Origin of the sequence: Streptosporangium sp. NPDC005286 (genome assembly GCF_040607515.1) — a bacterium.
Lineage (GTDB): Bacteria > Actinomycetota > Actinomycetes > Streptosporangiales > Streptosporangiaceae > Streptosporangium.
On the sequence record NZ_JBEXGU010000069.1, the window covers coordinates 18,824 to 43,477 of the forward strand.

Annotated in this window: 23 protein-coding genes; 16 read left to right on the plus strand and 7 right to left on the minus strand. The window is 70.8% G+C overall.

Annotated features, from left to right (window positions below; all coding sequences use genetic code 11):
* The first annotated feature begins 267 nt into the window (after window positions 1–267).
* The 3 genes from ABZU75_RS24195 to ABZU75_RS24205 are packed head-to-tail and all read left to right on the plus strand — an operon-like array spanning window position 268 to window position 3,334.
* A complete protein-coding gene (locus ABZU75_RS24195; protein WP_355558254.1) occupies window positions 268–1,197 on the plus strand; it encodes a thiamine pyrophosphate-dependent dehydrogenase E1 component subunit alpha in 930 nt (309 codons plus the stop codon).
* Window positions 1,194–2,180 (plus strand): transketolase C-terminal domain-containing protein, encoded by a 987-nt coding sequence (locus ABZU75_RS24200; RefSeq protein ID WP_355558256.1) that lies wholly within the window; start codon window positions 1,194–1,196, stop codon window positions 2,178–2,180. Before ABZU75_RS24195 ends, ABZU75_RS24200 begins: the two co-directional genes overlap by 4 nt.
* Window positions 2,177–3,334, plus strand: coding sequence for a 2-oxo acid dehydrogenase subunit E2 (locus tag ABZU75_RS24205; RefSeq protein ID WP_355558259.1), 1,158 nt, complete (start codon window positions 2,177–2,179; stop codon window positions 3,332–3,334). The genes ABZU75_RS24200 and ABZU75_RS24205 overlap by 4 nt, the downstream gene beginning before the upstream one ends.
* Here the strand turns inward: ABZU75_RS24205 and ABZU75_RS24210 are convergent.
* The gene (locus tag ABZU75_RS24210) at window positions 3,331–3,963 is read right to left on the minus strand and encodes a TetR family transcriptional regulator (RefSeq protein WP_355558262.1); all 633 of its coding nucleotides are present in this window, start codon (window positions 3,961–3,963) and stop codon (window positions 3,331–3,333) included. The two genes, ABZU75_RS24205 and ABZU75_RS24210, sit on opposite strands and share 4 nt — an antisense overlap.
* 60 nt (window positions 3,964–4,023) lie before the next feature.
* Here ABZU75_RS24210 and ABZU75_RS24215 point away from each other — a divergent pair, with 60 nt between their 5' ends.
* The 7 genes from ABZU75_RS24215 (at window position 4,024) to ABZU75_RS24245 (ending at window position 9,196) form a co-directional block, all read left to right on the plus strand.
* The gene (locus ABZU75_RS24215; RefSeq protein WP_355558265.1) at window positions 4,024–4,314 is read left to right on the plus strand and encodes an antibiotic biosynthesis monooxygenase; all 291 of its coding nucleotides are present in this window, start codon (window positions 4,024–4,026) and stop codon (window positions 4,312–4,314) included.
* A gap of 51 nt (window positions 4,315–4,365) precedes the next feature.
* Window positions 4,366–5,283: an ABC transporter ATP-binding protein gene (locus ABZU75_RS24220; protein ID WP_355558268.1), complete on the plus strand. Its 918-nt coding sequence runs from the start codon at window positions 4,366–4,368 to the stop codon at window positions 5,281–5,283.
* A complete protein-coding gene (locus tag ABZU75_RS24225) occupies window positions 5,273–6,043 on the plus strand; it encodes an ABC transporter permease (RefSeq protein ID WP_350923622.1) in 771 nt (256 codons plus the stop codon). Before ABZU75_RS24220 ends, ABZU75_RS24225 begins: the two co-directional genes overlap by 11 nt.
* On the plus strand, window positions 6,040–6,837 hold the full coding sequence (locus tag ABZU75_RS24230; protein WP_355558272.1) for an ABC transporter permease: 798 nt from the start codon (window positions 6,040–6,042) through the stop codon (window positions 6,835–6,837). The genes ABZU75_RS24225 and ABZU75_RS24230 overlap by 4 nt, the downstream gene beginning before the upstream one ends.
* 32 nt (window positions 6,838–6,869) lie before the next feature.
* The gene (locus ABZU75_RS24235; RefSeq protein WP_355558275.1) at window positions 6,870–7,241 is read left to right on the plus strand and encodes a DoxX family protein; all 372 of its coding nucleotides are present in this window, start codon (window positions 6,870–6,872) and stop codon (window positions 7,239–7,241) included.
* 321 nt (window positions 7,242–7,562) lie between these two features.
* A complete protein-coding gene (locus tag ABZU75_RS24240) occupies window positions 7,563–8,168 on the plus strand; it encodes a copper resistance CopC family protein (protein ID WP_355558278.1) in 606 nt (201 codons plus the stop codon).
* The gene (locus tag ABZU75_RS24245) at window positions 8,165–9,196 is read left to right on the plus strand and encodes a CopD family protein (protein WP_355558281.1); all 1,032 of its coding nucleotides are present in this window, start codon (window positions 8,165–8,167) and stop codon (window positions 9,194–9,196) included. The genes ABZU75_RS24240 and ABZU75_RS24245 overlap by 4 nt, the downstream gene beginning before the upstream one ends.
* On the opposite strand, the gene ABZU75_RS24250 is transcribed toward ABZU75_RS24245, so the two are convergent.
* Window positions 9,154–10,314, minus strand: a complete 1,161-nt coding sequence (locus tag ABZU75_RS24250; RefSeq protein WP_355558284.1) for a hypothetical protein — start codon at window positions 10,312–10,314, stop codon at window positions 9,154–9,156. The genes ABZU75_RS24245 and ABZU75_RS24250 overlap by 43 nt on opposite strands.
* A 226-nt stretch (window positions 10,315–10,540) precedes the next feature.
* Here ABZU75_RS24250 and ABZU75_RS24255 point away from each other — a divergent pair, with 226 nt between their 5' ends.
* Both ABZU75_RS24255 and ABZU75_RS24260 read left to right on the plus strand, forming a co-directional pair.
* Complete coding sequence (locus tag ABZU75_RS24255) at window positions 10,541–13,132, plus strand: alpha/beta fold hydrolase (RefSeq protein ID WP_355558287.1); 2,592 nt, start codon at window positions 10,541–10,543, stop codon at window positions 13,130–13,132.
* Window positions 13,129–14,034, plus strand: a complete 906-nt coding sequence (locus ABZU75_RS24260; protein WP_355558290.1) for an ABC transporter permease subunit — start codon at window positions 13,129–13,131, stop codon at window positions 14,032–14,034. Before ABZU75_RS24255 ends, ABZU75_RS24260 begins: the two co-directional genes overlap by 4 nt.
* Here the strand turns inward: ABZU75_RS24260 and ABZU75_RS24265 are convergent.
* Entirely contained in the window at window positions 14,031–14,198 is a 168-nt protein-coding gene (locus tag ABZU75_RS24265; protein ID WP_355558313.1) for a hypothetical protein, read from the minus strand. The genes ABZU75_RS24260 and ABZU75_RS24265 overlap by 4 nt on opposite strands.
* A gap of 167 nt (window positions 14,199–14,365) precedes the next feature.
* Between ABZU75_RS24265 and ABZU75_RS24270 the strand changes: the two genes are divergently transcribed.
* Window positions 14,366–16,480 (plus strand): AAA family ATPase, encoded by a 2,115-nt coding sequence (locus ABZU75_RS24270; protein WP_355558293.1) that lies wholly within the window; start codon window positions 14,366–14,368, stop codon window positions 16,478–16,480.
* A 1-nt stretch (window position 16,481) separates the two neighbouring features.
* Here ABZU75_RS24270 and ABZU75_RS24275 read toward each other — a convergent pair whose 3' ends face one another.
* Together ABZU75_RS24275 and ABZU75_RS24280 are read right to left on the minus strand one after the other, a co-directional pair.
* On the minus strand, window positions 16,482–17,471 hold the full coding sequence (locus tag ABZU75_RS24275) for a 4-epi-cubebol synthase (RefSeq protein ID WP_355558296.1): 990 nt from the start codon (window positions 17,469–17,471) through the stop codon (window positions 16,482–16,484).
* A 299-nt stretch (window positions 17,472–17,770) separates the two neighbouring features.
* Complete coding sequence (locus tag ABZU75_RS24280; RefSeq protein WP_355558299.1) at window positions 17,771–17,926, minus strand: hypothetical protein; 156 nt, start codon at window positions 17,924–17,926, stop codon at window positions 17,771–17,773.
* A 110-nt stretch (window positions 17,927–18,036) separates the two neighbouring features.
* Between ABZU75_RS24280 and ABZU75_RS24285 the strand changes: the two genes are divergently transcribed.
* Window positions 18,037–18,945 carry a PAC2 family protein gene (locus tag ABZU75_RS24285; protein ID WP_350923598.1) on the plus strand — a complete coding sequence of 303 codons (909 nt, stop codon included), beginning with the start codon at window positions 18,037–18,039 and terminating at the stop codon, window positions 18,943–18,945.
* Complete coding sequence (locus ABZU75_RS24290) at window positions 18,938–19,984, plus strand: Gfo/Idh/MocA family oxidoreductase (RefSeq protein WP_355558302.1); 1,047 nt, start codon at window positions 18,938–18,940, stop codon at window positions 19,982–19,984. The genes ABZU75_RS24285 and ABZU75_RS24290 overlap by 8 nt, the downstream gene beginning before the upstream one ends.
* Window positions 19,985–20,072: 88 nt before the next feature.
* Here ABZU75_RS24290 and ABZU75_RS24295 read toward each other — a convergent pair whose 3' ends face one another.
* Window positions 20,073–20,870 carry a tyrosine-protein phosphatase gene (locus ABZU75_RS24295; RefSeq protein ID WP_355558305.1) on the minus strand — a complete coding sequence of 266 codons (798 nt, stop codon included), beginning with the start codon at window positions 20,868–20,870 and terminating at the stop codon, window positions 20,073–20,075.
* A 160-nt stretch (window positions 20,871–21,030) separates the two neighbouring features.
* Between ABZU75_RS24295 and ABZU75_RS24300 the strand changes: the two genes are divergently transcribed.
* Window positions 21,031–21,903 (plus strand): hypothetical protein, encoded by an 873-nt coding sequence (locus tag ABZU75_RS24300; RefSeq protein ID WP_355558308.1) that lies wholly within the window; start codon window positions 21,031–21,033, stop codon window positions 21,901–21,903.
* A gap of 41 nt (window positions 21,904–21,944) precedes the next feature.
* On the opposite strand, the gene ABZU75_RS24305 is transcribed toward ABZU75_RS24300, so the two are convergent.
* Window positions 21,945–24,509 (minus strand): tetratricopeptide repeat protein, encoded by a 2,565-nt coding sequence (locus ABZU75_RS24305; protein WP_355558310.1) that lies wholly within the window; start codon window positions 24,507–24,509, stop codon window positions 21,945–21,947.
* Window positions 24,510–24,654 lie beyond the last annotated feature (145 nt).

The window sequence follows — 24,654 nt, forward strand, 5'->3', positions numbered from 1 at the left end:
CTCCCACGGAGGAGGCTAGAGATCTCTCGCCGAATTCGTCAAGGTTACAGCGTTGTTTTCGAGCACCATGAACCGAAACAAACCGCCTTTTAGGCCCTTTTTGCAGATGAATACCCCTATTCTTCATTTCTTGAATATCTGTCATCCGCACAGTCATTGACTCTCATTCGTGCGCCTCCTACGCTCCGGATGGGAGCGCTCCCATGCCGCCTCCGCCCCAGTGGCCGAGCGTGTTCCACAAGATCGTTCGATGCCAGGAGCGCACACGTGGTCGTCACCGCCCCAATCCCCCCGTGCCTGCGGCAGCCGCCGTCCCCACCGCCGCGAAAGGACCTGGAACTCCTCCTGCTCATCCGGCACTTCGAGCTGACCCTGCTCAGGCTCTTCGAGGCGGGTGAGCTGAGCGGGACCACCCACACCTGCCTGGGCCAGGAGTACATCCCGGTCGCGCTCTCGCCGCTGCTCCGCGATGACGACTTCGTCCTCAGCAACCACCGCGGCCACGGGCACTTCCTGGCCAGGTACGCCGAGCCGCACGCACTGCTCGCCGAGATCATGGGTCGCGAGGGCGCGCTCTGCGCCGGGGTCGGTGGCAGCCAGCACGTCTACCACCGCCGCTTCCTGTCCACCGGCGTCCAGGGCGAGAGCCTGCCCGTCGCGGTCGGCGTGGCCCTGAAGCTCAACGGGACGGGCGCGCTCACCTGCGCCTACGTCGGTGACGGCAGCTGGGGCGAGGGGGCGGTCTACGAGGCGCTCAACATCGCGCGGCTCTGGCGGGTCCCGCTGCTGGTCGTCGTCGAGAACAACGGCATCGCCCAGTCCACCCCGACGTCGGCGCAGATGGCCGGGAGCATCGCGGCCCGCGCCGCCGCGTTCGACATCCCGCACCACCGGGTGACCTCCACCGAGGTCGGCGAGATCCGCGCCGAGCTGGCGCCCCTGCTCGGCGTGGTCCGCGGGGAGTCGCGCCCGCTGGTGGTCGAGTTCGTCACCCACCGGATCGGCCCGCACAGCAAGGGCGATGACACCCGCACCCCCGAGGAGATCGCCCTGGCCGCCGGCCACGACTGGTACGCCCGCTACGCGCGGGACTTCCCCGAGCACTTCGCCGCCCTGGACCTGGCGGCCCGCGAGCGGGTCGAGCGGATCGCCGCCGAGGTCGCCGCCCGTCCCCCGTCGGTCTGGGAGCGCCCGTGACCCGCGTCTCCGAGCACCTCAACCGGGCACTGCACGACCTGATGGAGGCCGACCCCCGCGTGCACCTGCTCGGTGAGGACGTCAGCGATCCGTACGGCGGGGCCTTCAAGGTCACCAGGGGCCTGTCCACCCGGTTCGGCCACCGCGTCCGGTCCACCCCGCTGAGCGAGGGGGCGATCGCCGGGATCGGCGCGGGCCTGGCGCTGGCCGGGGACCGCGCGATCGTTGAGATCATGTTCGCCGACTTCGCCGCGCTCACCTTCGACCAGCTGGTGAACTTCGCCGCCAAGTCCACCTCCATGTACGGCAGGGGGGTCCCCATCCCGCTGGTCGTCCGCTGCCCGTCGGGCGGCAACCGCGGCTACGGCCCCACCCACAGCCAGAGCCCGCAGAAGCACTTCATCGGCGTGCCCGGCCTCTCGCTGTTCGAGATGACCCCCTTCCACGACGCGGGCGAGCTGTTCGCCCTGATGTTCGCCCTGGAACAGCCCTGCCTGTTCTTCGAGGACAAGGTCCTCTACACCCGGCGCATGTACGAGGGCGGTGTCGTGGACGACCTGTTCCGCTACGAGCTGACCGACGGCGTCGCCCGGGTCTTCGTGGACGGCGTGACCGAGCCCGACTGCACGCTGATCGTCCACGGCGGCATGACCCACCGGGCGCTTGACGCCATGCGTGCCCTGCTGATGGAGGAGGACGTGGCCTGCGAGCTGCTGGTTCCCGCGCGGCTCTACCCGCTGCCCACGCTCCCCGGGCTCGACCGCGCCCGGCACGTGTGCGTCGTCGAGGACGGCTCGGAGGGCGGCACCTGGGGCGCCGAGGTGGCGCGGGTGCTCCACCCCCGGCTCTGGTCCACCCTGCGCCGCCCCATCAGCCTCATCAGCGCGGCCGACAGCGTCATCCCGGCCGCCCCCCACCTGGAGCGCGAGATCCTCGTCCAGTCCGGCCGGATCCGGCACGCCGTCGCGGAGGCCCTGTCTTGACCGAGGTCCGGGTACCCAAGCTCAACAACAACGACGCCTCGTACCTGCTGGTGGAGTGGGAGGCGAAGGACGGCCAGGCCGTACGGGCCGGGGAGCCGCTCGCGGTGCTGGAGACCTCCAAGGCGGCCGAGGAGCTGACCGCCGAACGGGACGGGACGCTGCGGCACCTGCTTCAGGTGGGCGCCGAGTGCTCTCCCGGCCAGGTCATCGCCCGCCTGACGCCCGACGGCGAGGACCCCGGAGACGATCCCGCACCCGCACCCGCCGAGACCGGCGCGGGGCAGGAGGAGATCGTCATCACCGCCCCCGCCCGGCGGGCCATGGAGGAGTACGGCATCTCCATGGACCAGGTCCGGGCCCTCGGCAGGAAGGTGGTCAGGCGGGCCGACCTGGTCCCGCTCCACACCTCGCGGGCCAGAACGGGCGGCGCGGTGAGCGTCACCCTTCCCCCGCTCATCCCGCCGGACCAGGACGACTCCCAGCTGATCGAGCCGTCCAGGGCACAGCGGCGTACCGCCGAGGTGGTCGAGCGGTCGCACCGGGAGATCCCTGCCTCCTTCACGGTCATGCGGGTGGACGTGACGGACGCGCTGCCGTTCGCCCGGGCGGAGACGAAGCGGCTACGTGCTCTCATCGGCCTGCCCGAGCTGCTCGTCCAGGCGACCGGGCGGCTGCTCGACCGCTTCCCCCTCTTCTTCGCCACACCCGTCGACGGCCGCCGCGCCCGCCGCGCCACGACGGCGGAGGTGGGGGTGACCGTCGACGTCGGAGGCGGCATGTACGTACCGGTGGTGCGCGACGCGGGCCGGCGCCCGCTCGACGAGATCGCCCGCGACCTGGCAGGCTTCCGTAAGACCGCGCTGAGCGGGACCTTCAGGGAACGCGACCTGGTGGGCGGCAACATCATGCTCACCCTGCACACCGACACCTCGGTGATCACCGCGATCCCGATCGTCTTCCCCGGCCAGATCTGCGCGCTCTCCCTCGGCGCCCCGCGCCCCGAGGTGGTGGAGACCCGCGAGGGCGCCTTCGTCACCAGAAAGGTGATCTCCCTCGGCCTCGCCTACGACCACCGCTTCGCCAACGGCCGCGAGGCGGCGGAGTTCCTCGGCGCGCTCAGGGCCGCCCTGGAGAAACCGGGGCTGACGCCCTAACCTGAGCAGAGCTGGGCGCTCAGGGTCTGGCAGGCCCACCGCTCCCAGCGCTCACGCGGCCAGCCGCGCTCGTGCACGAACAGCAGGTACAGCTCGGGACTGAGCAGGCCGTACAGCAGGTCGGCGGCTTCTTCCACCGACATCTCGGCCCGCGCGCCGGGTTTGCCGACGAGCGCCTTGGCCGCTCTCTGCTGGACGACATGTCGGGGATCGACGTCGTTGGGCCATAGGGCGGCGACCTCGGGGTCGCTCGCGACCGCCGCCTCCAAAACCTTGCCGATCGGCGCGACCCGTTCCAGGACCGAGGTCGTGCCGGCGACGTAGGCGCGCAGCATGTCCTGGGCGGTGACGGCGGCCAGCGCGCCGGTGTACCACGGCCGGTCCATCGTGGCGACCGGCTCGTCGTCGCCTGCGATGGTGACGTCGACCAGCTCCTTCAGCAGGGTGCGCTTGTTGCCGAAGACGAAGTAGATCGTCTGCACCGCGACCCCGGCCTTGGCGGCGATGTCCTGCAGGTTCGTCGCACCGTAGCCGTCCTGCACGAACAGCTCCAGTGCCGCCTGCAGGATGCGCCGACGCGTCTCCTGCGCCTTTTGTGCCCGCTTGCTCATCCGCTTGACATCACTCATGGCTAGAGTCTATCTCTAGATTCGATAACTAGAAGTCAACTCTAGAGAGCAGGTCCAGTTATGTCGGTCATCACCGTCACCCGTTTCCAGGCCGATCCCGCCGACGCCGAGCAACTCCGGACCCGGCACGCCGCCCTGGTCTCCGCCACCCGGGCCGCCTTTCCCGGACTCACCGAAGCGCGCCTCGGCCGGCTCGGCGACGAGACGTGGGTGGGCATCTGGCGCTGGGATTCGGCCGCGAGCCTGCGGGCGGCCCGCCAGGCCGTACCCGGCAACGCCGAGGCCACCGCGGCCTTCTCACTGACCCGCGATGCCGCGGTGGAGGACATCGAGGTCCTGGACGAGCACTGATCCCCCGTCCCGGCCCGCGGAAGGGGCCGGGACCCCCCATGAGGAGATGACATGATCGAAATTGACGCGTTGACAAAGGTGTACGGGTCGGCACAGGTCCGAGCGGTCGACGAGGTGTCGCTGCGCATCCCCGCCGGATCGGTCTTCGGCTTCCTGGGACCCAACGGCGCCGGCAAGACCACCACCATCAAGATGCTGGCCGGGCTGCTCACCCCCACCTCGGGACAGGCCCGGCTGGGCGGCTTCGACGTGACCCGCCAGCGTTCGGCCGCGATGGCGCAGTTCGGCGCCGTGCTGGAAGGCTCGCGCAACGTCTACTGGAGCCTGTCGGCCTGGCAGAACCTGATGTACTTCGGCCGGCTCAAGGGCTTGCGCAAGGGCCAGGTCGCCGAGCGTGCGAAGGGTCTGCTGACCGATCTGGGCCTGTGGGAGCGGCGCGACGACAGGGTCGGCGGCTTCTCGCGCGGCATGCAGCAGAAGGTCGCGATCGCCGTCGCCCTGATCGCGGCCCCGCCGATCGTGCTGCTGGACGAGCCGACGCTCGGCCTCGACGTCGAGGCCACCCGCACCGTCAAGAACTGGATCACCGAGCAGGCCCGCGAGCTCGGCACCACCATCCTGATCACCACGCACCAGCTCGATGTGGCCCAGGAGCTGTGTGACCGGGTGGCCGTCATCCGCCAGGGGCGGCTCGTGGCCGACCTGCCCACGCATGAGCTGCTGGCCGGCTTCCGCGAACGCGACAGGTACGAGATCCGCGTCGAAGGAGTGGCGCCACCCGGGTTCGACGCCGTCACCCACGACGGCGTCACCACGATCAGCGTGCGGGTGAGCGATCCGATCGAGGTGTACGACGTGGTCGAGCGCCTGCGCACGCAGGGGGTCGTCCTGGAGTCGCTGACCCAGGTGCAGCCCGATCTGGAGGATGTGTTCCTCACCCTGGTGAACGAGCCGTCCCATGCTGCTTAACGTCCTGGGCGCGGAGATCGGCAAGGGCCTGCGCGTTCAGCTGGCCCACCCGGTCGGACACGTCATCACGCTGCTGATCAGCACCATGATGTACCTCGGCCTGCAGTTCGTCCTGGGCCAGGGCGAGCTGCGCCAGGATCTGCTGCCGCAGACCCTGGTCGCGATCGGCGGCTACTGGTTCCTGCAGTACGCCGGCCTGGTGATGGTGGCCGACCTCATCGAGGAGAAACGCGCCGGCACCTTCGCCCAGGCGCAGATGACCCCGGCGCCGCCGTGGCTGCCGATGCTCGGCCGGCTGATCACCGCCTCGGTGTTCGGACTGGCGGTGGCGGCCGTCGCCTCCCTCGTCCCGATGCTAGTGGCCGGGATCTCGATCCCGCTGCGCTGGGCGGCGCTCCTGCCGGCCGTGCTCCTGGGGGTGAACGTGCTGGCTTTCACGTTCCTGCTGGCGGCCCTCGCGCTGGTCTCCCCGATGATCGGCGCCCTGCAGTCGCTGTTCACCTCGCTGATACTGCTGCTCAACGGCTCGTTCCTGCCGCTGGCCCTCTATCCGGACTGGCTGGCCGTACTGGCCAGAGTCCTGCCCACCACGCTGGGCATCGAGGCGATCACCCAGACGCTGTTCGAGGGCCGGAGCCTGGCCGAGGTCTGGAACGCCGGCACACTGCCCTGGCTGCTCGCCCACACCCTCGCGCTCACCGTCGTCAGCGGCCTGCTGTTCGTCCGCAACCACCGCCGAGCGCTGCAGGAGTCGTCATGACCTTCGCCCGCGGATTCGCCGCCGAGGTCCGCAAGGGCCTGCTCAACCTCGCCGCCGGATGGCGCGAAAGCCTCATCCAGATGATCACGTTCCCGCTGTTCTACCTGCTCATCGTGCTGTTCATGGGGCGCGGGCAGTTACGTGCGGAACTGCTGCTGCCGGTGCTGGTCGGCATGGTGGCGCTGACCTTCATCCATGAGCAGGTCAACCGGGTGTTCTGGAGCTATCTGGGCGACATCCAGTCCGGTGTTCTGGAGCAGACCTACCTGACCCCGCTGCCCTCGGCCGCGAGCATCCTCGGCCGTCAGGTGGCCGCCGTGATCTCGGCCTTGCCCACCGCGCTGGCCGTGCTGGCCACCGGCGTCGTCGCCATCACCACTCAGGGCGGGCGGCTGCCCTTCGACGCGCAGGTGATCGTGCCGCTGGCCGCCATCGTGCTGGGCACCTGCGGGCTGGCTCTCATCTTGTGCGGGCTGACCCTGGTGTTCAAACGCATCGAGATCATCACCCAGCTGTCCGTGGCCGTCTACGCCATCGTGGGCGGCACACTGGTCCCCCTGGCCGCCATGCCGGACCCGATCGCCTTCCTCAGCCGACTGCTGGTGCCCATCGCGCCCGGCATCGAGGCGATGCGCGACATCCTGCTCGGCGGCCACTCCCTGGCCACCCTCCCAACCGGCTGGGGCCTCGCGTGGCTGCTGGCCCAGCCGCTGCTCATCACCACCGCCGGGGTGGTCCTGTTCAACCGGCTCGAACACCTCGCCCGGCACCGCGGCACCCTCGGCCGCTACTAGGCCAAGAACCCGAAAGAAAGAGAGCAACCGACGTGAACGTGTTCCTGTGGATTCTGCAGGCCCTCCTGGCCGCCGTCTTCGGCCTGGCCGGGGTCATGCATGCCGGCCGGCCCAGGGAGAAACTGCGCCCCATGCTGCCCTGGGTGGAGGACTTCACCCCCACCCAGATCCGCCTGATCGGCATGGTCGAACTTCTCGGCGCCCTCGGCCTGCTCCTGCCCGCCGTCACCGGCATCGCCCCGATCCTCACCCCGCTGGCCGCCATCGGCCTGGCCATCACCATGCTCGGCGCCGCAGCCACCCACGCCCGCCGTAAAGAGCCGTCGGCCATCGCCGTCAACGTGGTACTGCTCGCGCCGGCCGCTGTCATCGCCTGGGGCCGCTTCGGCCCTTACCCCTTCTGACCCTCCGTCCCGCTCGAGGTCGTGAACGCCTCGAGCAGGACGTCAGCGCAGGTGGGGGGCGCCGTCGACCTGGACGCACTGGCAGGCTCGCCCGTCCTGGATGTCAAGCCGTACCTGGTCGAGTTCGCCCCCCGCCACCCGGTCACCCAGCTGACTCATGAGCCACTGTTGCTTTGGAAATTTCCTCATTGTTACCGGGCCCCCGGGAAACGGCGACGTCCGACGCCCCGGCCGCCCCTGCCGCCGGGCGCGATTCCCCAGCGCGAGGTGAAGGTGGGAACATGTCGAGGTCATGAAGCACCCAACGGAAGGCCATGATCGGTGAGGCGGCTACTCACGGTCCTGTTGCTCGCGTGTGCCGCGCTGCTCGGCGCGGTCACCCCGGCGCAGGCCCACAACGTGCTGATCGACAGCGACCCCAAGAACGGTGCCGAGCTGGCCACCGGACCCGAGACGATCACGCTCACCTTCGACCAGCCTGTCCGGCAGGGCTTCGCGCAGATCAGCGTGACCGGTCCCGACGGCACGCGGTGGGAGGACGGCAAGACGGCGGTCGACAGGGCGAAGGCCAGCGTCCGCGTGAAGGCCCTCGGCCCCGCCGGGGAGTACGTGGTGGGCTACCGGATCCTCTCCGCCGACGGCCACCCGGTCTCCAGCAAGATCACCTTCACCCTGACGGCACCCGGCCCGGCCTCCTCGGAGCAGGCCGGTACCGAGCAGGCGCCTGCGGACCCGGCACCCACGAACCCGGCACCGACGGCCTCGGCCGCCGCGGCCCAGGGCCCCGACCTGGGCGCCCAGGCCGCCGAGGCCGCGCAGAACGGCGGGGCCGGGATGGCGGTGCTGTGGATCGCCGCCTCCATCGTCCTGCTCGGCGGGGCCACCGTCGTGGCGATGCGCCGTACGAAGGAGGGGGGCGCGAGATGACCGTGACCACCGAGCGGGTCCCCGAGGCCGGCACCGCCAGGAGGCTGGTGGCCGGCGGGTTCGTGTCGGGTGCCGTGCTGGCCGTGCTGGCCGCGACCGCGTTCACCGCGCAGGAGGCGGTGCCGGGAATCGTCATCCCCGGGCCGCTGGTGGAGTACGGCCTGCCGGTGCTGCGGGTGCTGCTGGACCTGGCGACGGTGGCGGTGGTCGGGCTGAGCCTGCTGCCGAAGATGCTCGGGTTCGACGACCCCGAGCGGACCGAACCGGTGATGCGCCGGGCGCGGCCGATGGCCGTGACCTTCGCCTGGGCGTGGGCGCTGCTGGCACTGGTCGTCATCGTCTTCCAGACGGCCGAGCTGAACCCCGGGCTGATCCCCACCCCGTCGATGATCGCCGAGTACGTCGACGGCGTCGGCGCCGGTCAGGGCATGCTCTTCACCGCGGCCTGCGCGCTCTCCTACGCCGGGATCGGGCTGCTGGCCGTGCGGTACGGCGAGAAGGTCCCCGCCGAGCTGCGGATCGTGATCGCCTTCTTCGGGCTACTGCCGATCCCGGTCACCGGCCACGCCGTCGACTCGGTCTGGCACGACCCCATCATGATCTCAATGGAGCTGCACGTGATGGGCGCGGCGGCCTGGACCGGTGGCCTGCTCACGATCATCCTGCTGGTCGCCGCGGACCGGGAGCTGCTGGCGCGGGTGCTGCCGAAGTTCTCCAGGCTGGCCACCCTGGCGCTGGTCCTGGTCAGCGTCTCCGGGCTGGTGAACGGGCTCGCCACGATGGCCCTCACCCCCGGGGTGGAACTGCCGGGGGCGCTGCTGAGCGGTGAGTACGGCCCGCTGGTGGTGGCCAAGGTCGCCTGCGTGGCGCTGCTGATCCCGTTCGCCGCCCACATCCGCTTCCGCCTGCTGCCGCACATCGCGGAGCGGCGGGCGACGGCGGTCGTCGCGTGGGCGGCGGCCGAGATCACCGTGATGGGGCTCGCCTACGGGGTGGCGGTGGCGCTGACCACGGCCTCCCTGTCCTGAGCCCGGAGCGTGTAGCGGCCGCACGCCCATTCGGCCGCCAGCCACAGGACGGCGAGTCCCGCTCCCCCGATCAGCATGGTCGCGGGGGGCACCAGCGGGGGCGCCATGAGCATCTCGTGCTGGAAGCGGAGCGCCTGGTCGACGACGAGGGTGACGCCGAGTGCGCCGACCAGCGCCCTGACCACGGGCATCCTGATCAGGAACGCCAGGTCGACGGCGAGCGCCCCGGCGATCAGGAAGACCGGCACCGCCGAGTGCGGGAAGTCGGCGACCGCGAGCAGGGGCCAGATCAGGGCGCGGAAGGCCACGTAGGCGCCGACCACCGCGGTGGCGGAGAACATCCGGCCGATCATCGCCCGGGCGCAGACGGCCACCAGCATGGCGGCGATCACGGCGTAGAGCGGGTAGAGCTGGTCGGGCACGGGCAGCGTGAAGTGGAGCGCCACCGCCCTGTCGTCCACCGGCAGGCCGATCTGGTCGGCGGCGAACCTGATCAGGATCGGTTCCGCGTCCGGCTCGCCCCTGTCCCAGGCGGCGAGGCCGTAGACCCCGTACTCCTGGTGCTGTTCCGGGAACCAGACGTTCTCGAAGAGGAAGACGAAGAGCCCGCCGAGGACCAGCGTGCGCGTCCGGCCGGGAACCGCCCGGATGAACCAGCCCCAGAGGACGCCGCAGACCATGAAGAGCGTGCCGATGTAGAGCATCAGGTGGGACGGGCTCCACGAGGTGATGTCGAGCCCGTTGACCCGGTGGTTGATCAGGTCGAGCGGTACCGCGATCAGGAAGACCGCCGTGCCCCAGGTGATGAGGCGCTGCGCGAGCTTGTCGACGCCGTAACCGGTGTAGATGTGGATGATCGTGAGCGCGAGAGCGATGGCGGTGCCGACACTGTTGAGCAGGTGCGGCGGGGCCAGGTCGTCACGGAGCCACTTGAAGTGCCAGGAGACGTCCCAGGACGCCCCGAGCACCTTGAAGGAGAAAGCCACCAGCCACCCGAAGTAGAGGAGCCTGAACAGGTCCTCCGGGGTCTCCCTGCCGGCCTTTCCTCGCGTCCAATACGGCAGAGCCCACTCGATGACCGGAGTGGCTCTTCTTCGGAGGCTTTCTACTGGCTTCACGTGTCGAAATGATGCCGCCCTCCACCTCAGTCCGCAATCAGGGACATCCCCGAGCCATCGGGGCGACCGTCACCCTTCCGGCACAGGTGATCATCCTTGCTCGGATGACCGGCGGGGACGCTCCTGAGAGTCGTCTCAGGAGCATCTCAGCTTGGATCAGTAAGCTCACGCCGTGACATCCCTCCCTCTTTCGAAGGGAGGGGATTCCCACGCTCAAGGAGAACTGGTGAAACGTGGGGCAAGGTCGGCCACCTGGATCGCGGTGGTCACCGTGCTGGCCGTCGGCGTCGTGGCCTGGCTGGTCTGGCCGTCCGCACCGGACGTACGGGCCCAGGAGCAGATGATCACAGTGCTCGACGGGCCGGGCGACGACCAGCGGGTCACGCTGGACGCGAGTTTCTTCCCTCCCGCCGGAGGCGGCAGGGCTCCGGCGGTGCTGCTCGCGCACGGCTTCGGCGGCAGCAAGCAGAGCGTCAGGGACGCCGCGGTGCGGCTGGCCCAGGACGGTTACGCCGTGCTGACCTGGTCGGCGCGGGGCTTCGGCCGCTCCTCGGGGCAGATCGCGCTGAACTCCCCCGACTACGAGGTCAAGGACGTGCGCCAGCTGGTCGACTGGGTCGCGAAGCGGCCCGAGGTCCGGCTCGACGCGGCGGGCGACCCGCGGGTGGGCATCGCGGGCGGCTCGTACGGCGGGGCCATCGCGCTGATGGCCGCCGCCCACGACCCCAGGATCGACGCGATCGTCCCGCAGATCACCTGGTACGACCTGGCCGACGCGCTGTTCCCCGACGCCACCGGGCAGGGGCCCCAGAACGGGGTGTTCAAGCGCATGTGGGCCGGGCTCTTCTTCAGCAGGGGCGGCCCCGCACCGGCCGTCCCCGGCCCCGGCCGGGGGGACGACGAAGGCGAGGAGCGGCCGCTCACCGCCGAGGAGGTGCGCTGCGGCCGGTTCCTGCCGGAGATCTGCGACATGTACCAGCAGGTGGCCCAGAGCGGCCGGGCGACGGCGAGCGCGGTGGAGACGCTGCGCAGGTCGAGCCCGATCTCGGTGCCCGGGAAGATCAGGATTCCGACGCTGCTGCTGCAGGGACAGCGCGACTCGCTGTTCCCGCTGGGCCACGCGGACGCCAACGCCAAGGCCATCGCCGCCACCGGCGCCCCGGTGCAGGTCGCCTGGTTCGACGGCGGCCACGACGGCGGCAACGGCGAGGTCGACTGGCTGCACGAAAGAACGCTCGGCTGGTTCGACCGCTACCTGAAGGAGACCGGCGACGCGGCTCAGGCCGGCGGCGCCTTCACGGTCACCCGCGACGGCGGCCGCGACCCCGGCACCCGCCGCCCGGTCCAGCTGCACGCCACGGCCGACGGCTACCCCGGACTGTCGGGCAGCGGCCAGACCTCCGTACCGCTCAGCGGCCCCGAACAGCCGGTGGCCGGCCCGCCCGGCGGCTCTCCCTCCTCGATCTCCGCGGTGCCCGGCTTCGGCAGCCTCGGCGGTGGCTCGGGCGTGAACCTGTCCATCGACATGGCGGGGCAGAGCGCCACCTTCGACTCCGCCCCGCTGACCGCCCCGCTCCAGGTCACCGGCAGCTCGACGGTACGGGTCCGGGTGACCTCGGAACCCGCGCCCGACGCGCGGACCGGGAGCGACGGGGCGAAGAGCCCGGCGGGCGAGGTCACCCTGTTCGCCAAGCTCTACGACGTCGCGGGCGCGACCCAGGCGCCGGTCCTGCCCGAGGGGCTCGTCGCCCCGCTCAGGATCGCGATCGGTGCGGGCGGCTCGGGCGAGGCCACGGTGACCCTGCCCGCCATCGACCACAGATTCGACGTCGGACACCGGCTGCGGGTCGCGTTCACCACCACCGACCTGGCCTACAGCACCCCGGCGGCCCCGGCCGTCCACCGGGTCGCCCTGGCCTCGCCGGCCGTGACCGTCCCCACCCACGCCGCCCTGCGCACCCCCTCGACCAGCCCCGCCTGGTGGATCTGGGCGCTGCCGCTGGCATCCCTCGTCGTCGCGGCCGTCCTGCTGCTCGCCGGGCGCCGCCGCACCACCGACGAGCACGATCCCGAACTGGACTCCGTACCGCTGCGGATCAGTGGGCTGACCAAGGCGTACCGGAACGGCGAGCGCGCGGTGGACGACCTGTCGTTCACCGTGGAGCACGGCCAGGTGCTCGGCCTGCTCGGCCCCAACGGGGCGGGCAAGACCACCACCCTGCGCATGCTGATGGGCCTGATCCGGCCCGACGGCGGCGAGATCCGGATCTTCGGTCACCGGGTCGTGCCCGGCGCCCCGGTCCTGTCCAGGCTCGGCTCGTTCGTCGAGGGCCCGGGTTTCCTGCCGCATCTCAACGGCCGCGAGAACCTGGAGCTGTACTGGAAGGCGACCGGGCGGCCCGCCGAGGACGCCAGGTTCGCCGAGGCCCTGGAGATCGCCGGGCTCGGCAAGGCCCTGGACCGCGCCGTCCGCACCTACTCCCAGGGCATGCGCCAGCGCCTGGCCATCGCCCAGGCCATGCTCGGCCTGCCCGATCTGCTGGTACTGGACGAGCCCACCAACGGGCTCGACCCGCCCCAGATCCGCGAGATGCGCGAGGTCCTGATCCGCTACGCGGATCAGGGCCGCACCGTCATCGTCTCCAGCCACCTGCTGTCGGAGGTCGAGCAGACCTGCAGCCACGCGGTGGTCATGCACCGCGGGCGCCTGGTCACCGCCGGGACCGTGAGCGAGCTGCTGGCCAGCCGTACCCCGGTCAACGGCTCGGGCACCCGCCTGGAGGACGTCTTCCTGGACCTGATCGGAAACAAGGCATGAGCGACTCCAACGCCGCCCTCACCACCCCGACCGGCTCTCCGGGCGGCCTCTCGCGAAACGGCTCGGCGCGCGGGTACGCGCCGGGCCGCACGTTGCCGCTCGCCGTGGAGATCGTCCGCCAGTTCAAGCGGCGCCGCACGCTGGTGATGTTCGGCCTGCTGCTCGCGCTGCCGTGGATCCTGGTGATCGCCTTCAAGGTCGGCGCCGGGTCGGGGCAGCCCGGCACCTCGCTGCGCATCTCCGACCTGGCCGTCGAGGGCGGCCTGAACTTCGCCGCGTTCGCCCTGTCGGTGTCCGCGAGCTTCCTGCTGGTGGTCGCGGTGGCACTGTTCTGCGGCGACAGCGTGGCCAGCGAGGCCAGCTGGTCGTCGCTGCGCTACCTGCTGGCCTCCCCGATCCCGCGCGACCGGCTGCTGCGTCAGAAGCTGGTCGTCGCGATGGGCTACTCGGCGGCGGCGGTGGTCTGCCTGCCGGTGATGGCGTTGCTGGCCGGCACCCTCGCCTTCGGCTGGAACGACGTCCGGGTGCCGGGGACCGGCGAGACGATCGCCGCGCTGGACGTGCTGCCCCGGTTCGGCGTGGTGATCGGCTACGCCCTGGTCAGCCAGTTCGTGGTCGCGGCCCTGGCCTTCCTGCTCTCCGTCAGCACCGACTCCCCGCTGGGCGCGGTCGGCGGCGCGGTCGGCCTGGTGATCGTCAGTAACATCCTGCAGGCGGTCGAGGCGCTCGGCTCGCTCAGGGAGTTCCTGCCGACCTTCTGGAACAACGCGTGGCTGGACGCCCTGGCGCCCCAGCCCTCGTACGAGGGCATGCTCAAGGGGGTGGCCGTCGCGGTCACCTACTCGGCGATCCTGATCGCGTTCGCCTTCCGCCGCTTCCGGAGCAAGGACGTGGTCTCCTAGCCCCAGTGCGGGGGGCGCTCCTCGATCAGGCGGGCGTCGTCGTCGGCCTCGCGCCACTCGCTCCAGCCGACGTCGGTGTCGTCGGCGGTCTGGTCGGGTAGGACCGGCAGGCCGTCGTCGGCGAGGTCGACGGGACGCAGGTCATCGGGTTCGAGCACTGTCACGTGCCCATGCTAGCCATCCGCCCGGCCTGTCTTCTCGCTCCGCGAAGAAGACAGGCCGGGCCTGTCTCTTCGCGGAGAAGGCGGGCGGGGCTTGGCGACGACGGGGACAGGTGAAAGCCCAGCGGGTACGATGCGAGGGCAGGTTTCCGCAACCCCCGTGAGGCGCCATGACAACGCCAGCAGGATGGCGGCGAGACGGCAATCTCCCCAACGAGCTGACCAGCTTCGTTGGGCGCACCAGGTTGCTCACCACGCTCAGGCAGCGGTTGAGCGAGCACCGCCTGGTCACGGTGACCGGCATCGGAGGGGTCGGCAAGTCACGCACCGCCCTGCGGATCGCGCATCTGATGCGCAGCCAGTTCAAGGACGGCGTCTGGTTCGCCGACCTGGCCCGCCTCCAGGACTCGGGGATGGTGCGCCACACGATCACCTCGGCCCTCGGGATCGCCGACCAGTCCGCCCGCTCGGCGGACGAGACGCTGATCGAGTGGCTGGGCGACCGCGAGATCCTCCTGATCATCGACACCTGCGAGCACCTGGTCGACGCGTGCGCCGCGCTCTTCGAGGACCTGCTCCGCAGCGCCAAGGGCCTGACCATCCTGGCGACCAGCCGCCAGTCGCTGAACGCCAAGGGCGAGCACACGGTCACCATCCCGCCGCTGACCGTCCCCGGCGACTCCCCGGGCGAGGACGTCTTCACCAACGAGGCGGTTCAGCTCTTCGTCGCGCGGGCCGGTGCGGTGGTGCCCAACTTCATGCTGGACGAGGGCAACATCGGCCCGGTGGCCGAGCTCTGCCGCCGTCTCGACGGCATCCCGCTCGCCATCGAGCTGGCCGCGGTCCGGATGCGCGCGCTCTCCGTGGAGCAGATCCTCGGCCTGCTGGCCGACCGGTTCAGCCTGCTCGCGGGGGCCAGCCGCACCGCGCTGCCCAGGCACCAGACGCTGCGGGCCGCGATCGGCTGGAGCCACGAGCTGTGCGAGCCGGCCGAGCGGCTCCTGTGGGCACGGCTGTCGGTCTTCGCGGGAGACTTCGAGCTCGATGCCGCCCGCTACGTCTGCTCAGGGGACAGTCTCCCCTCAGAGGACATCATGGATCTCATCTCCAGCCTGGTGGAGAAGTCGATCCTGCTGAGCGACGGCACGCCGTCCGGGCACCGCTACCAGCTGATCGACACCCTGCGGCAGTACGGCGAGGAGTGGCTGGACAAGCTCGGTGAGCGCGACCGGATCAGGGAGAAGCACCGCGACTACTACCTGCAGCTGGCCTCAAGGAGCGAGGACGCCTGGTCGGGCGCCCGCCAGGTCTACTGGTACGTCAGGATGCGCCACGAGCACGACAACATCCGCGTCGCGCTCGACTACTGCCTGCGCACTCCCGGCGAGGTACAGTCCGGGCTGAAGCTGCTGTCCTCCCTGTGGTTCATGTGGGTCGCCTGCGGGCTGGCCCGCGAGGGCAGGCTCTATCTGGAGAAGACCCTGGAGCTGGCTCGCCAGCCGAGCGCCGAGCGGTGCAAGGCGCTCTGGGTGCTGTCCTACATCAACAGCGCGCAGGGCAACATCAGCGGTGCCATCGAGGCCGCGGAGCAGTGCAGCTCGGACGCCGTCAGGGTCGGCGACTCGGGCGCGGTCATCCTGGCCACCAAGATGCTCGGCACCGCCGCCTTCCTCCAGAACGACCTGCAGAAGGCGAGCGCGCTGCTGGGCGTGGCGATCGAGTTCCACAAGAGCGGGCGGGAGCTCAACCCGGGTCTGCTCCCCTCGATCGTCGAGCTGTCCATGGTGCTGCTCATCCAGAACGAGCCGGCCGAGGCCGAGGTGCTGCTGCGCGACTGCATCGCGGTCTGCACCCAGCGCGGCGAGCTGTGGCTGCGCTCGTACGCCATCTACGCGCTCGCCAGCGTGTGCCAGGCGATGGGCCGTTCGCCCGAGGCCACGTCGAACGCCCGTGAGGCGCTCCGCCTCAAACGCTACTTCCACGACGTGCTCGGCATCGGCCTGGCGATCGAGGTGGTCGCCAGGCAGGCGCTGGAGGACGGCCAGCCGGTGCTCGCCTCCCTGCTGATGGGCGGCGGTCAGGCCAACTGGCGGACCTTCGGGATGCCGCAGATGGGCTCCCCGTTCTTCAACTCCGAGCACGACCGCTGCGTCAAGGAGTGCAGGCGCGTCCTCGGCGACGAGGCACACGAGGAGGCCTTCTCCCGGGGCAGGAAGCTGAACCTGGAGGAGCTGATCGTCCTCGCGCTCGGAGACCACGAGGACGGTCAGGTGCTCTCCGGGTGAGTCACCCGGCGGACTCTCCCCCCTGCTGCCAGGCCGTCGTGTAGCGGGAGCTGGTCAGCGAGTAGTCGACGCTGCCGCTGATCCAGAACTCCAGGCCGCGCACGTAGGCGAGCACCGCCTCGGAGCCGAGCGCCTCAAGGGAGGGGCGCAGCGCCACCATGTCGGCGATGGCCTGGTTGCGCATGGCACCGATCGCCTCCATCGCCTGCTGCCGGGAGTAGCCCCGGTGCCTGGCGAGCACGCTCACCAGGTTGTTGCGGGAGTTGACGCCCTCGCTCTCCTTGGCGTAGGAGATGAGGTCGTTGTCCCAGACCACGACGTCGTTGGCGCTCTCGGTGATCGCCTTGACGTCGGGGTGGCGCCACTCCTCGGGGGTGAGGGCGCGTCCGCTCGCGACGTCGATGAGGGCGAAGACCGTGAGCATGGCGCCGGTGCGCCGCCGCATGAAGAGGTAGTCGTCCACCTGCGGAACCACGTCGGCCTCGCAGTTGGCGGCCTCCCACACCTGGGCGAAGAGGTAGTCCTTGGTAACGGAGCGCCAGCGGTCGAGCTGGTCGTCGTCTCCGTACCTGGCGATCCTGCCCTTGATCTCCAGGAGCGTCCTGGCGAAGACGTCGTCGACCTCCTGCCCGGCCTCCAGGTCGTCGAGGACGGTGAACAGCCGGGGCAGGGCGCGGGTTATCTCGCCTGCGCCGCGGCCCGACTCGCAGAAGGCGTCGTCGAAGGCGAACAGCCACACGCACCAGTCGGTCACCAGGCGGAGCGTGTGGTGCTCGGCGTAGGGGTACGTACGGGCCCCCAGCCAGCCGTACTTCGCCCGCCGATAGCGCTCCACGGTCTCGGCATCATCCAGGATGCCCGTGTCCACCAGCCAGTCGAGGGTCTCGGCGTTGACCCTTTCGACATGGGGGCTGACCTCGCTGGGAAAGGGGCAGGGTAACGGGGGGACGCGAAGTGGTAGGCCTGACCTACGCGTAGTAGTAGTTCCCACTCCTCCAGGATGGCCGAAGGGCGATAGTTTTCCTATACATCGGTAAACACCTGGATATCGCAATTTTCAGGTTAATGCCCCACCCATTTCCGGTATTCGTCCTGGCCGAACATCCGGGCCGCGCCCGTCGCCGAGGGAGTTCCGGCATCCGGGTCGGCACCGGCCGGCAGGAGCGTCCTGGTCACGTCGGGCTCCTTCTCGAAGACCGCACCCGCCGGCGGCGTCTGTTCCCGGTCGTCGGCCCTGCCCGGGTCGGCGCCCAGCGAGGCGAGTGCCCGGACCGTTTCGGCGTGGCCGTGTTAGGCGGCGAGCATCAGCAGCGTGTCACCCTTGTCGTTGGTGAGGTTGGCTGGAACCCCGGCCTCGGCATAGGCACGGAGCGTCTCCGTCTCACCGGCTCTCGCCAGGTCGAACAGACGGGTTGCGAACTCCTCAAGCTCAGGGTCAGGCTGCATGTGACCCATTGTGCCCCGATAGGGTGCCTGTGACCGCCGAGGGCATCCGGAATTCAGCGGACCCCCCGTGGGTTGAGCTGAAGAGACGATCGACGAAAGGCTGGAAAACGGTGTTCGACCCGACGGATCTCTACCGGCTCAGCGGAGACGTCCCTGAGCTGACCGATCCGGTGCTGCTCTACCACTTCGACGGGTTCGTGGACGCCGGTGGCGCCGGACGGCTCGCCATCACCCATCTGCTCGACGAGCTGGAGCACCGGGTCGTGGCGACCTTTGACGTGGACCGCCTGCTCGACTACCGCTCCCGGCGGCCCACCATGACCTTCGACAGTGACCGCTGGGTGTCCGTGGAGAGCCCCGAGATCACGCTGCGCCTCGTCCAGGACAGCACGGACACACCGTTCCTGCTGCTCAGCGGCCCCGAGCCGGACCGCGAGTGGGAACTGTTCACCTCTGCCGTCGAAACGCTGGTCACCCGGCTGGGTGTCGGCAGGCTGGTGACCTTCCACGGCATCCCGATGGCCGTCCCGCACACCCGCCCGCTGGGCGTCACCGGACACGCCAGCCGGCCCGAGCTCGTCGCCGGTCAGACCAGCGCCTTCGGCAAGGTCCAGGTGCCCGGCAGCGCGACCGCGCTGATCGAGTTCCGGCTCGGCGCCAAGGGGCACGACGCCCTCGGCTACGCCGTGCACGTTCCGCACTACCTGGCGCAGGCCGAATACCCCTCGGCCGCGGTGACCGCGCTGGAGGCGGTCACCAAGAACACCGGGCTGGTGTTCCCGCTGGACGGCCTGCGCGAGGCCGCCGGGAAGACCGACGCCGAGATCGCCGAGCAGATCGAGGCCTCCCAGGAGCTGTCCACCGCCATCACCGGCCTGGAACAGCAGTACGACGCGTTCGCCGCGGGATCCGAACGCGAGAGCCTGATGGCCGAGTCCACGGAGATGCCGACCGGCGACGAGCTCGCCGCCCAGTTCGAGGCGTTCCTGGCCGAACGCGACGAGCATCGCGGTGACTGAGCTGCGCGTCGGCCTCGTCGGGTACGGGGTGGCGGGGGCGTTCTTCCATGCCCCGCTGATCACCGCGACCCCCGGCATGCGGCTGTCCGCGGTGGTCACCGGTGATCCCGGCCGGGCCGCCGAGGCCTCGGGGAAGTACGGCGCGCGGGTGGTCGGCGACGCCGCCGCCCTGTGGGACGGCGCCGACCCGGTCGACCTGGTCGTGATCGCCTCCCCCAACCGCACCCACGTTCCGCTGGCGGAGGCCGCCCTGAAGGCCGGCCTGCCGGTCGTGGTGGACAAGCCGCTGGCCGCGACCGCCGGACAGGCGCGCGGCCTGGTGGAGCTGGCGCGTGCGAGGGGCCTGATGTTGACCGTGTTCCAGAACCGGCGCTGGGACGGCGACTTCCTGACGCTCGGGCGGCTGATCTCGGCGGGCGAGCTCGGCGAGATCACCCGACTGGAGTCGCGCTTCGAGCGCTGGCGACCGGTGCCGAAGGGCGGCTGGCGCGAGACGGGAGGCACCGACGAGGTCGCCGGACTGCTCTACGACCTCGGCAGCCACCTGGCCGACCAGGCTCTGCGCCTGCTCGGCCCGGTCGTCGACGTCTACGCCGAGTCGGACGTGCGGCGCCCGGGGGTGAACGCCGACGACGACACCTTCATCGCCCTCTCCCACTCGAGCGGGGCCCGTTCCCACCTGTGGGCCGGCGCGGTCGCCCCCCGGCTCGGCCCCCGCTTCCGGGTGCTCGGCTCGCGGGCGGGCTACCTGAAGTACGGGCTGGACGTGCAGGAGGAGCAGTTGCGCGCCGGTCTCACCCCCGCCTCTCCCGGCTTCGGTACGGAGCCTCCGGAGCGGTGGGGCACCCTCGGCACCGACGACGACAACCGCGTCGTCCCCACCGAACCCGGCGCCTACGCCGGGTTCTACCGGGCCGTGGCCGCCAGTCTGCGCCAGGGCGCTCCACCACCGGTCGACCCCGAGGAGGTCGTCGAGGCTCTCACCGTGCTGGAGGCGGCCCGGCGCTCGGCCGCCGAGCGCCGGGTCGTCACCCTCTGACGACGCACCACCGCTCAAGGCGGTCGCGTCCGGGCGCCGCGCCTCCGTACTGGAAGCGCGGGCCGGTCGCGCGACCTGACAAGGGTCCTCAGTCGCGCAGGCGGGCGCGGAGGAGACCGGAGTCGCTCTCGCTCCAGCCGTGCGAGGCGAGCCATTCGAGCGGGCCGCCGAAACGGTTGTCCAGGACGTGCAGGAACTGCTCGATGTACTCGGGCCTCGGACGGTGGTCGTCGGCCGGGCGGTTGTCGAGGTCGTCACGGTAGGTGGCGCTGGAACGCAGCCGGGCCAGGATGCCCTCCAGGCGGTCACCCGTGGCGATGTAGTCGGCGACGATCGCCTCACGGGTGGCACCGGCGACCTCCAGCGCGAGGGCGCTGACGACACCGGTGCGGTCCTTGCCCGCCGCGCAGTGCACGAGGGCCGCGCCGTCGTCGCGGGCCATGGCGCGCAGAGCCGCCAGGACCGAGTCGGGACGGTCGCGGAGGTAGGCGTAGTAGTAGCCGGTCACCCGCAACTCGGCGAGGTCCTCCTCGTCCCGCGCCGTCCAGGGCAGCACCCGGTCGCCCTCGATGGTGTCGGCCTCGACATCGGTGTACCTGCCGCCCTCGGCGAACAGGGTGAGGTGGTGGATGCTCACCTCCGGCACCCCGGTGAGCGGCCCCGGCCCCTCCAGGCGCACCTCGGGACCCGAGCGCAGGTCGACGACGTTGCGGAGTTTCAGGTCGGCGACGAGCAGCTGAATGTCCCGCTCGGTCAGCCCCTGCAGGTTGTCGGCCCGGTAGATCCGGCCGAAGCGTGTGGTCCCGCCGTCCACCGTGGCGAGCCCGCCGAGGTCGCGTACGTTGACGGCACCTTCAAGATCAATCCAACGCGTGAAGTCGTTCATCGCCGCCAAGTTTATACGCCCCTTTACGTATGGCCAGTTAACACATAGGACCTATTTCCGTAATTGCCGATGTCCATGTACCGCGTCCGTAAATGCACCGCATTTTTCTCCATGAGGAAGAGTGAAGGTGCCCACCCGTGTCCCGACGTAAGGAGATCGCGTGGATCCGAGGAGACGCGCCCCGCATCTGCTGATCGATCCGGCTCTGCCCGAATCGATCTCCTCGGTCCTGCGCGCCGGCCCGCAGGCGCTGCGCGCGGCCCGGCTGGGACACATCCCCGAGGCCAGGAGACCCGATCTCGTCAAGGCGTTCGCGATCGCCGGGCTCCTGCTGCTCATGGCGGTGCTGAGTAGTGCGGGCGGCTTACTTGCCGCCCTCATCCTGATCTTCATCGCCGTGCTGCGCAGCCTGAGCGACGACCCCCGGAGCCTGCGCGAGCGGCGGCGCGTCCGGCTGGCCGTGGAGCACGGCGACCGGTTCATCCTGCCCGAGGACCTCGACGCCGACTGCGGCGACCTGCTCCGCCGCGCGCAGGACGCCACCAAGACGGTGCTCGACTCCCGGATCAACCGGGCAGGGCTGCTCGACACGATCGACAACGCGGTGACGTTGCCCGCGCAGACCTGGCAGATCGCCACGAAACTGGTGCGGTTGTCGAAGCTGAGGGCCGAGCACCGCCGCCTCGTACCGGACGCGCCCCCGCCGGAGGTGGCCGAGGCGTTCATCCCCTATGTCGGGGCGCTGAAGGCCGCCGAGAGCTCGCTGACCAGGCGGATCCGCGCGCTGGAGGAGTACGCCGGGCAGGTCCGCAAGGCCGACGGCCTCTACCTCGCCCACCGGCAGCTTCAGGTGCTCGCCGAACGGACCCCGCAGTACGAGGCGCTGGTCGCCGAGACGGCGGAGGACGCGCTGGCCGTCCCCGACCTGGAACGCCTGACCGAGCAGGCCCGGCAGATCAGGGAGTTGTTCCACAAGAGCATCGACGAGGCCCGCGGCGCCGCCAGGCACCTGCTGACGACCGCCGACCCCTGAGGCCCCTGGCCGCGCTCTCGGCCAGGCGTGAAGGGGGACGCTCAGCCCTCCGCACGGCGCAGGAGTTCCAGGGTGCGGCCCATCCCCGCCTGGTTGCCGAGGCTGCGGTAGATGTCCTGGGCCTGGCGCAGGGCGTCCACCGCGGCCTGCCGCTCACCCGCCTCCAGATACGCCTCCCCCAGGTAGCGCAGGCTCCTGGCCATCCACCAGCGGTCACCCAGCTCCTCGAAGTCGCGCACCGCCCGCAGCAGCGACTCCTGCGCCTCTCGCGTGCGGCCGAGCCGCCCGTGGGCGCGTCCCGCCGACAGCTCGGCCCTGGCGACGCCCCACGAGTCGCCGAGCGCGGTCAGCATCTCGGTGGCCCGGCGCACGTAGGTGAGCTCGCGGAGCGCGTTGGCCGGGTTGCCGACCTCCCCTGCCGCGCGCAGGCACCTGGCCTCCTCCCACAGCTCGCCGCGGAGCCGGAACATCTCGGCCGCCCGGTCCAGGCTGAAACCGGCCCTGGCGAAGTCCTCCTCGGCGGCACGGCGATCACCCGCGGCGTGCAGTCCCCTGGCCGTCACGCCGAGCACCTCTCCGTAGGCGCGCAGCGTCTGCGCCTCCGAGTAGCGGTTGCGGTCGCGCTCGAACACCCCCAGGGCCTCCTCCAGCAGTTCGCGCGCCTCCTCGGGCCTGTGCTGGGCAAGCCTGAGCTCCGCGAGGTTGCGCCGGGTCCTGGCCGCCCACCAGCGGTCCTCCTCGCCCTTGAAGGCGGTGACCGCGCCGATCAGGTAGCCCTGCCCCCGGTCCAGGTTGCCGTTGTTGAACAGGGTCATGCCGACCGTGCGCATCGCCCGCGCCGCCCACCAGGACTCGCCGAGATCGGTGAAGATCTTCAGAGCCCGTTCGGCGTCCGCCGCGGCGCTGTGATGGCCGCCTTGGCCGCCCGCCACCGCCGCCCGGTCCAGCAGCGCGATGCCCAGCGCCCGCCGGTCGTCCATCCGCTCCGCGGCCTCGCACAGGATCTCGGCGACCGACCGCCAGTCGGACCAGTAGGCCCGCAGCGAGTGGCAGAGCGAGCAGAAGGCCCGGCCGAGCCCCCAGGCCAGCTCCCACATCTCCATGCTCCTGGCCTGGCCGATCACGGCGACCAGGGTCAGCCGCTCGGCGTTGAGCCAGTCGGCCGCCGAGACCTGGGCCTGCGTCACCGCTCCCGGCCCACCGGGCCTGACCCTGCGGCCCCAGTCCTGTGGCCAGCGGGCCACGGCCGCCGCCTCCGCGCGGCGGCGGTAGCCGGACAGGACCCGCTCGATGGCGGCCCGGCGGTGACCGTCGTCATCGTCGGAGAACGCCAGCTCACGGGCGAAGATCCTGACGAGGTCGTGCAGCCGGTAGCGCATCACTCCGGAGAGGTCGGTACCCGAGCACTCGGCGAGCTGGGCGTCGATGAGCGCCTCCAGCTGGTCGGCGCCCTCGGGTTCCGAGGTGGCGAGCAGCTCCCCCGCCACCCAGCCGGGCACGTCGGGAGCGCTCAGCAGGCTGAGCAGGCGCAGCAGGCGGCGCTGCAGGCCGGTGCAGTCGTCGTAGCTCAGCTGGAGGGAGGCCCGCACGCTCTTGTCCAGCCTGCGGGCGATCTCAAGCTGGTCCAGGCGGCGGCGCTCGTCCCGCAGCCGGTCGGCGAGCCGGCGCAGCGTCCAGTTCTCCCGGGTGGCCAGGCGTCCGCCGCAGATGCTGATGGCCAGCGGCAGGTGGTCGCACATCCGTACGATCTCCTGGGCCGACTCCAGGTCGGCGGCGACCCGGTCGTCCCCGGCCAGCCGGGCCAGCAGCTCGACGCCCTGCGCCTCGCTGAACACCGACAGCCGCTTGTCGTAGGTGTTGAGCAGGAACAGCGGCTGCCTGGAGGTGATCAGGACCGCGCACCCGGGCTCGGCCGGGATCAGGTCCTTGACCTGGTCGCCGTCGTGGGCGTTGTCCAGGCAGATGAGGATGCGCCTGCCCTTGGTCCAGGTCAGCCAGAGCGTGCGGAGCTCGGCGAGACCTCCGGGGTCGGTGGTGAGCCGGACGCCGAGTGCGCGCAGGAACCCGATCAGCACCTCCTCCGGACCGACCGGAGCCTCCACCTCGCCGCGCAGGTCCGCGTAGAGGCGGCCGTCGGGAAAGCTCCCGGCGATCTCGTGGCCGAACCTGGCGGCGAGCACGGACTTGCCCACCCCGCCCCTGCCGTACACCGAGACGACCAGCGGCGAGGCGTTCTCCGTGTGGTCCCTGGAGCGGCGACGCGCGGCGAAGACCTCGCGCAGCTCGGCCAGCGACTCGGTACGGCCGGTGAAGTGCGCGGAGACCGGCGGCCACTGGTCCGGCGGGCGCCACGACGCCGTGGCGGCCGCGCCCTGCTCCTCGGACTGCCTGCCGGTCGTCGCCCAGGTGAGCAGTCCGACCAGGAGGCCGGCGACCGCGGTGGCGCCCACCTTGGCCTCGGTGGGCAGCTCCCACACGTCCAGCGAGGTCGCCAGGACGCTGGCCACGGCCGCGGCGATCCCCGCCACCGCGGGCGCCGCCAGCGGGATCCGGCGTCTCGGCGGTCTGGAGCCACGCCGATCAGGCACGTTCGACGGCCCGGCCATTCACACCCCTCATAGGAAGAGCACGACACGCCCTGCGAATGACCGTCCGGTGGCCGGGTGACCCGGCCCCCCGACGGTGATTAGCAGGGGGTTTATATCGGTTGAGAAGGGGGGTTTGAATTGCCGGGGCGGCGAACGTGCCAGT

What these genes read in the sequence shown, in the direction of transcription:
- ABZU75_RS24210 (WP_355558262.1), bottom strand. Translation starts at nt 3,963, where the DNA reads ATGAGTGATGTCAAGCGGATGAGCAAGCGGGCACAAAAGGCGCAGGAG.
- ABZU75_RS24215 (WP_355558265.1), top strand. Translation starts at nt 4,024, where the DNA reads ATGTCGGTCATCACCGTCACCCGTTTCCAGGCCGATCCCGCCGACGCC.
- ABZU75_RS24220 (WP_355558268.1), top strand. Translation starts at nt 4,366, where the DNA reads ATGATCGAAATTGACGCGTTGACAAAGGTGTACGGGTCGGCACAGGTC.
- ABZU75_RS24225 (WP_350923622.1), top strand. Translation starts at nt 5,273, where the DNA reads ATGCTGCTTAACGTCCTGGGCGCGGAGATCGGCAAGGGCCTGCGCGTT.
- ABZU75_RS24230 (WP_355558272.1), top strand. Translation starts at nt 6,040, where the DNA reads ATGACCTTCGCCCGCGGATTCGCCGCCGAGGTCCGCAAGGGCCTGCTC.
- ABZU75_RS24245 (WP_355558281.1), top strand. Translation starts at nt 8,165, where the DNA reads ATGACCGTGACCACCGAGCGGGTCCCCGAGGCCGGCACCGCCAGGAGG.
- ABZU75_RS24260 (WP_355558290.1), top strand. Translation starts at nt 13,129, where the DNA reads ATGAGCGACTCCAACGCCGCCCTCACCACCCCGACCGGCTCTCCGGGC.
- ABZU75_RS24270 (WP_355558293.1), top strand. Translation starts at nt 14,366, where the DNA reads ATGACAACGCCAGCAGGATGGCGGCGAGACGGCAATCTCCCCAACGAG.
- ABZU75_RS24280 (WP_355558299.1), bottom strand. Translation starts at nt 17,926, where the DNA reads ATGCAGCCTGACCCTGAGCTTGAGGAGTTCGCAACCCGTCTGTTCGAC.
- ABZU75_RS24295 (WP_355558305.1), bottom strand. Translation starts at nt 20,870, where the DNA reads ATGAACGACTTCACGCGTTGGATTGATCTTGAAGGTGCCGTCAACGTA.
- ABZU75_RS24305 (WP_355558310.1), bottom strand. Translation starts at nt 24,509, where the DNA reads ATGGCCGGGCCGTCGAACGTGCCTGATCGGCGTGGCTCCAGACCGCCG.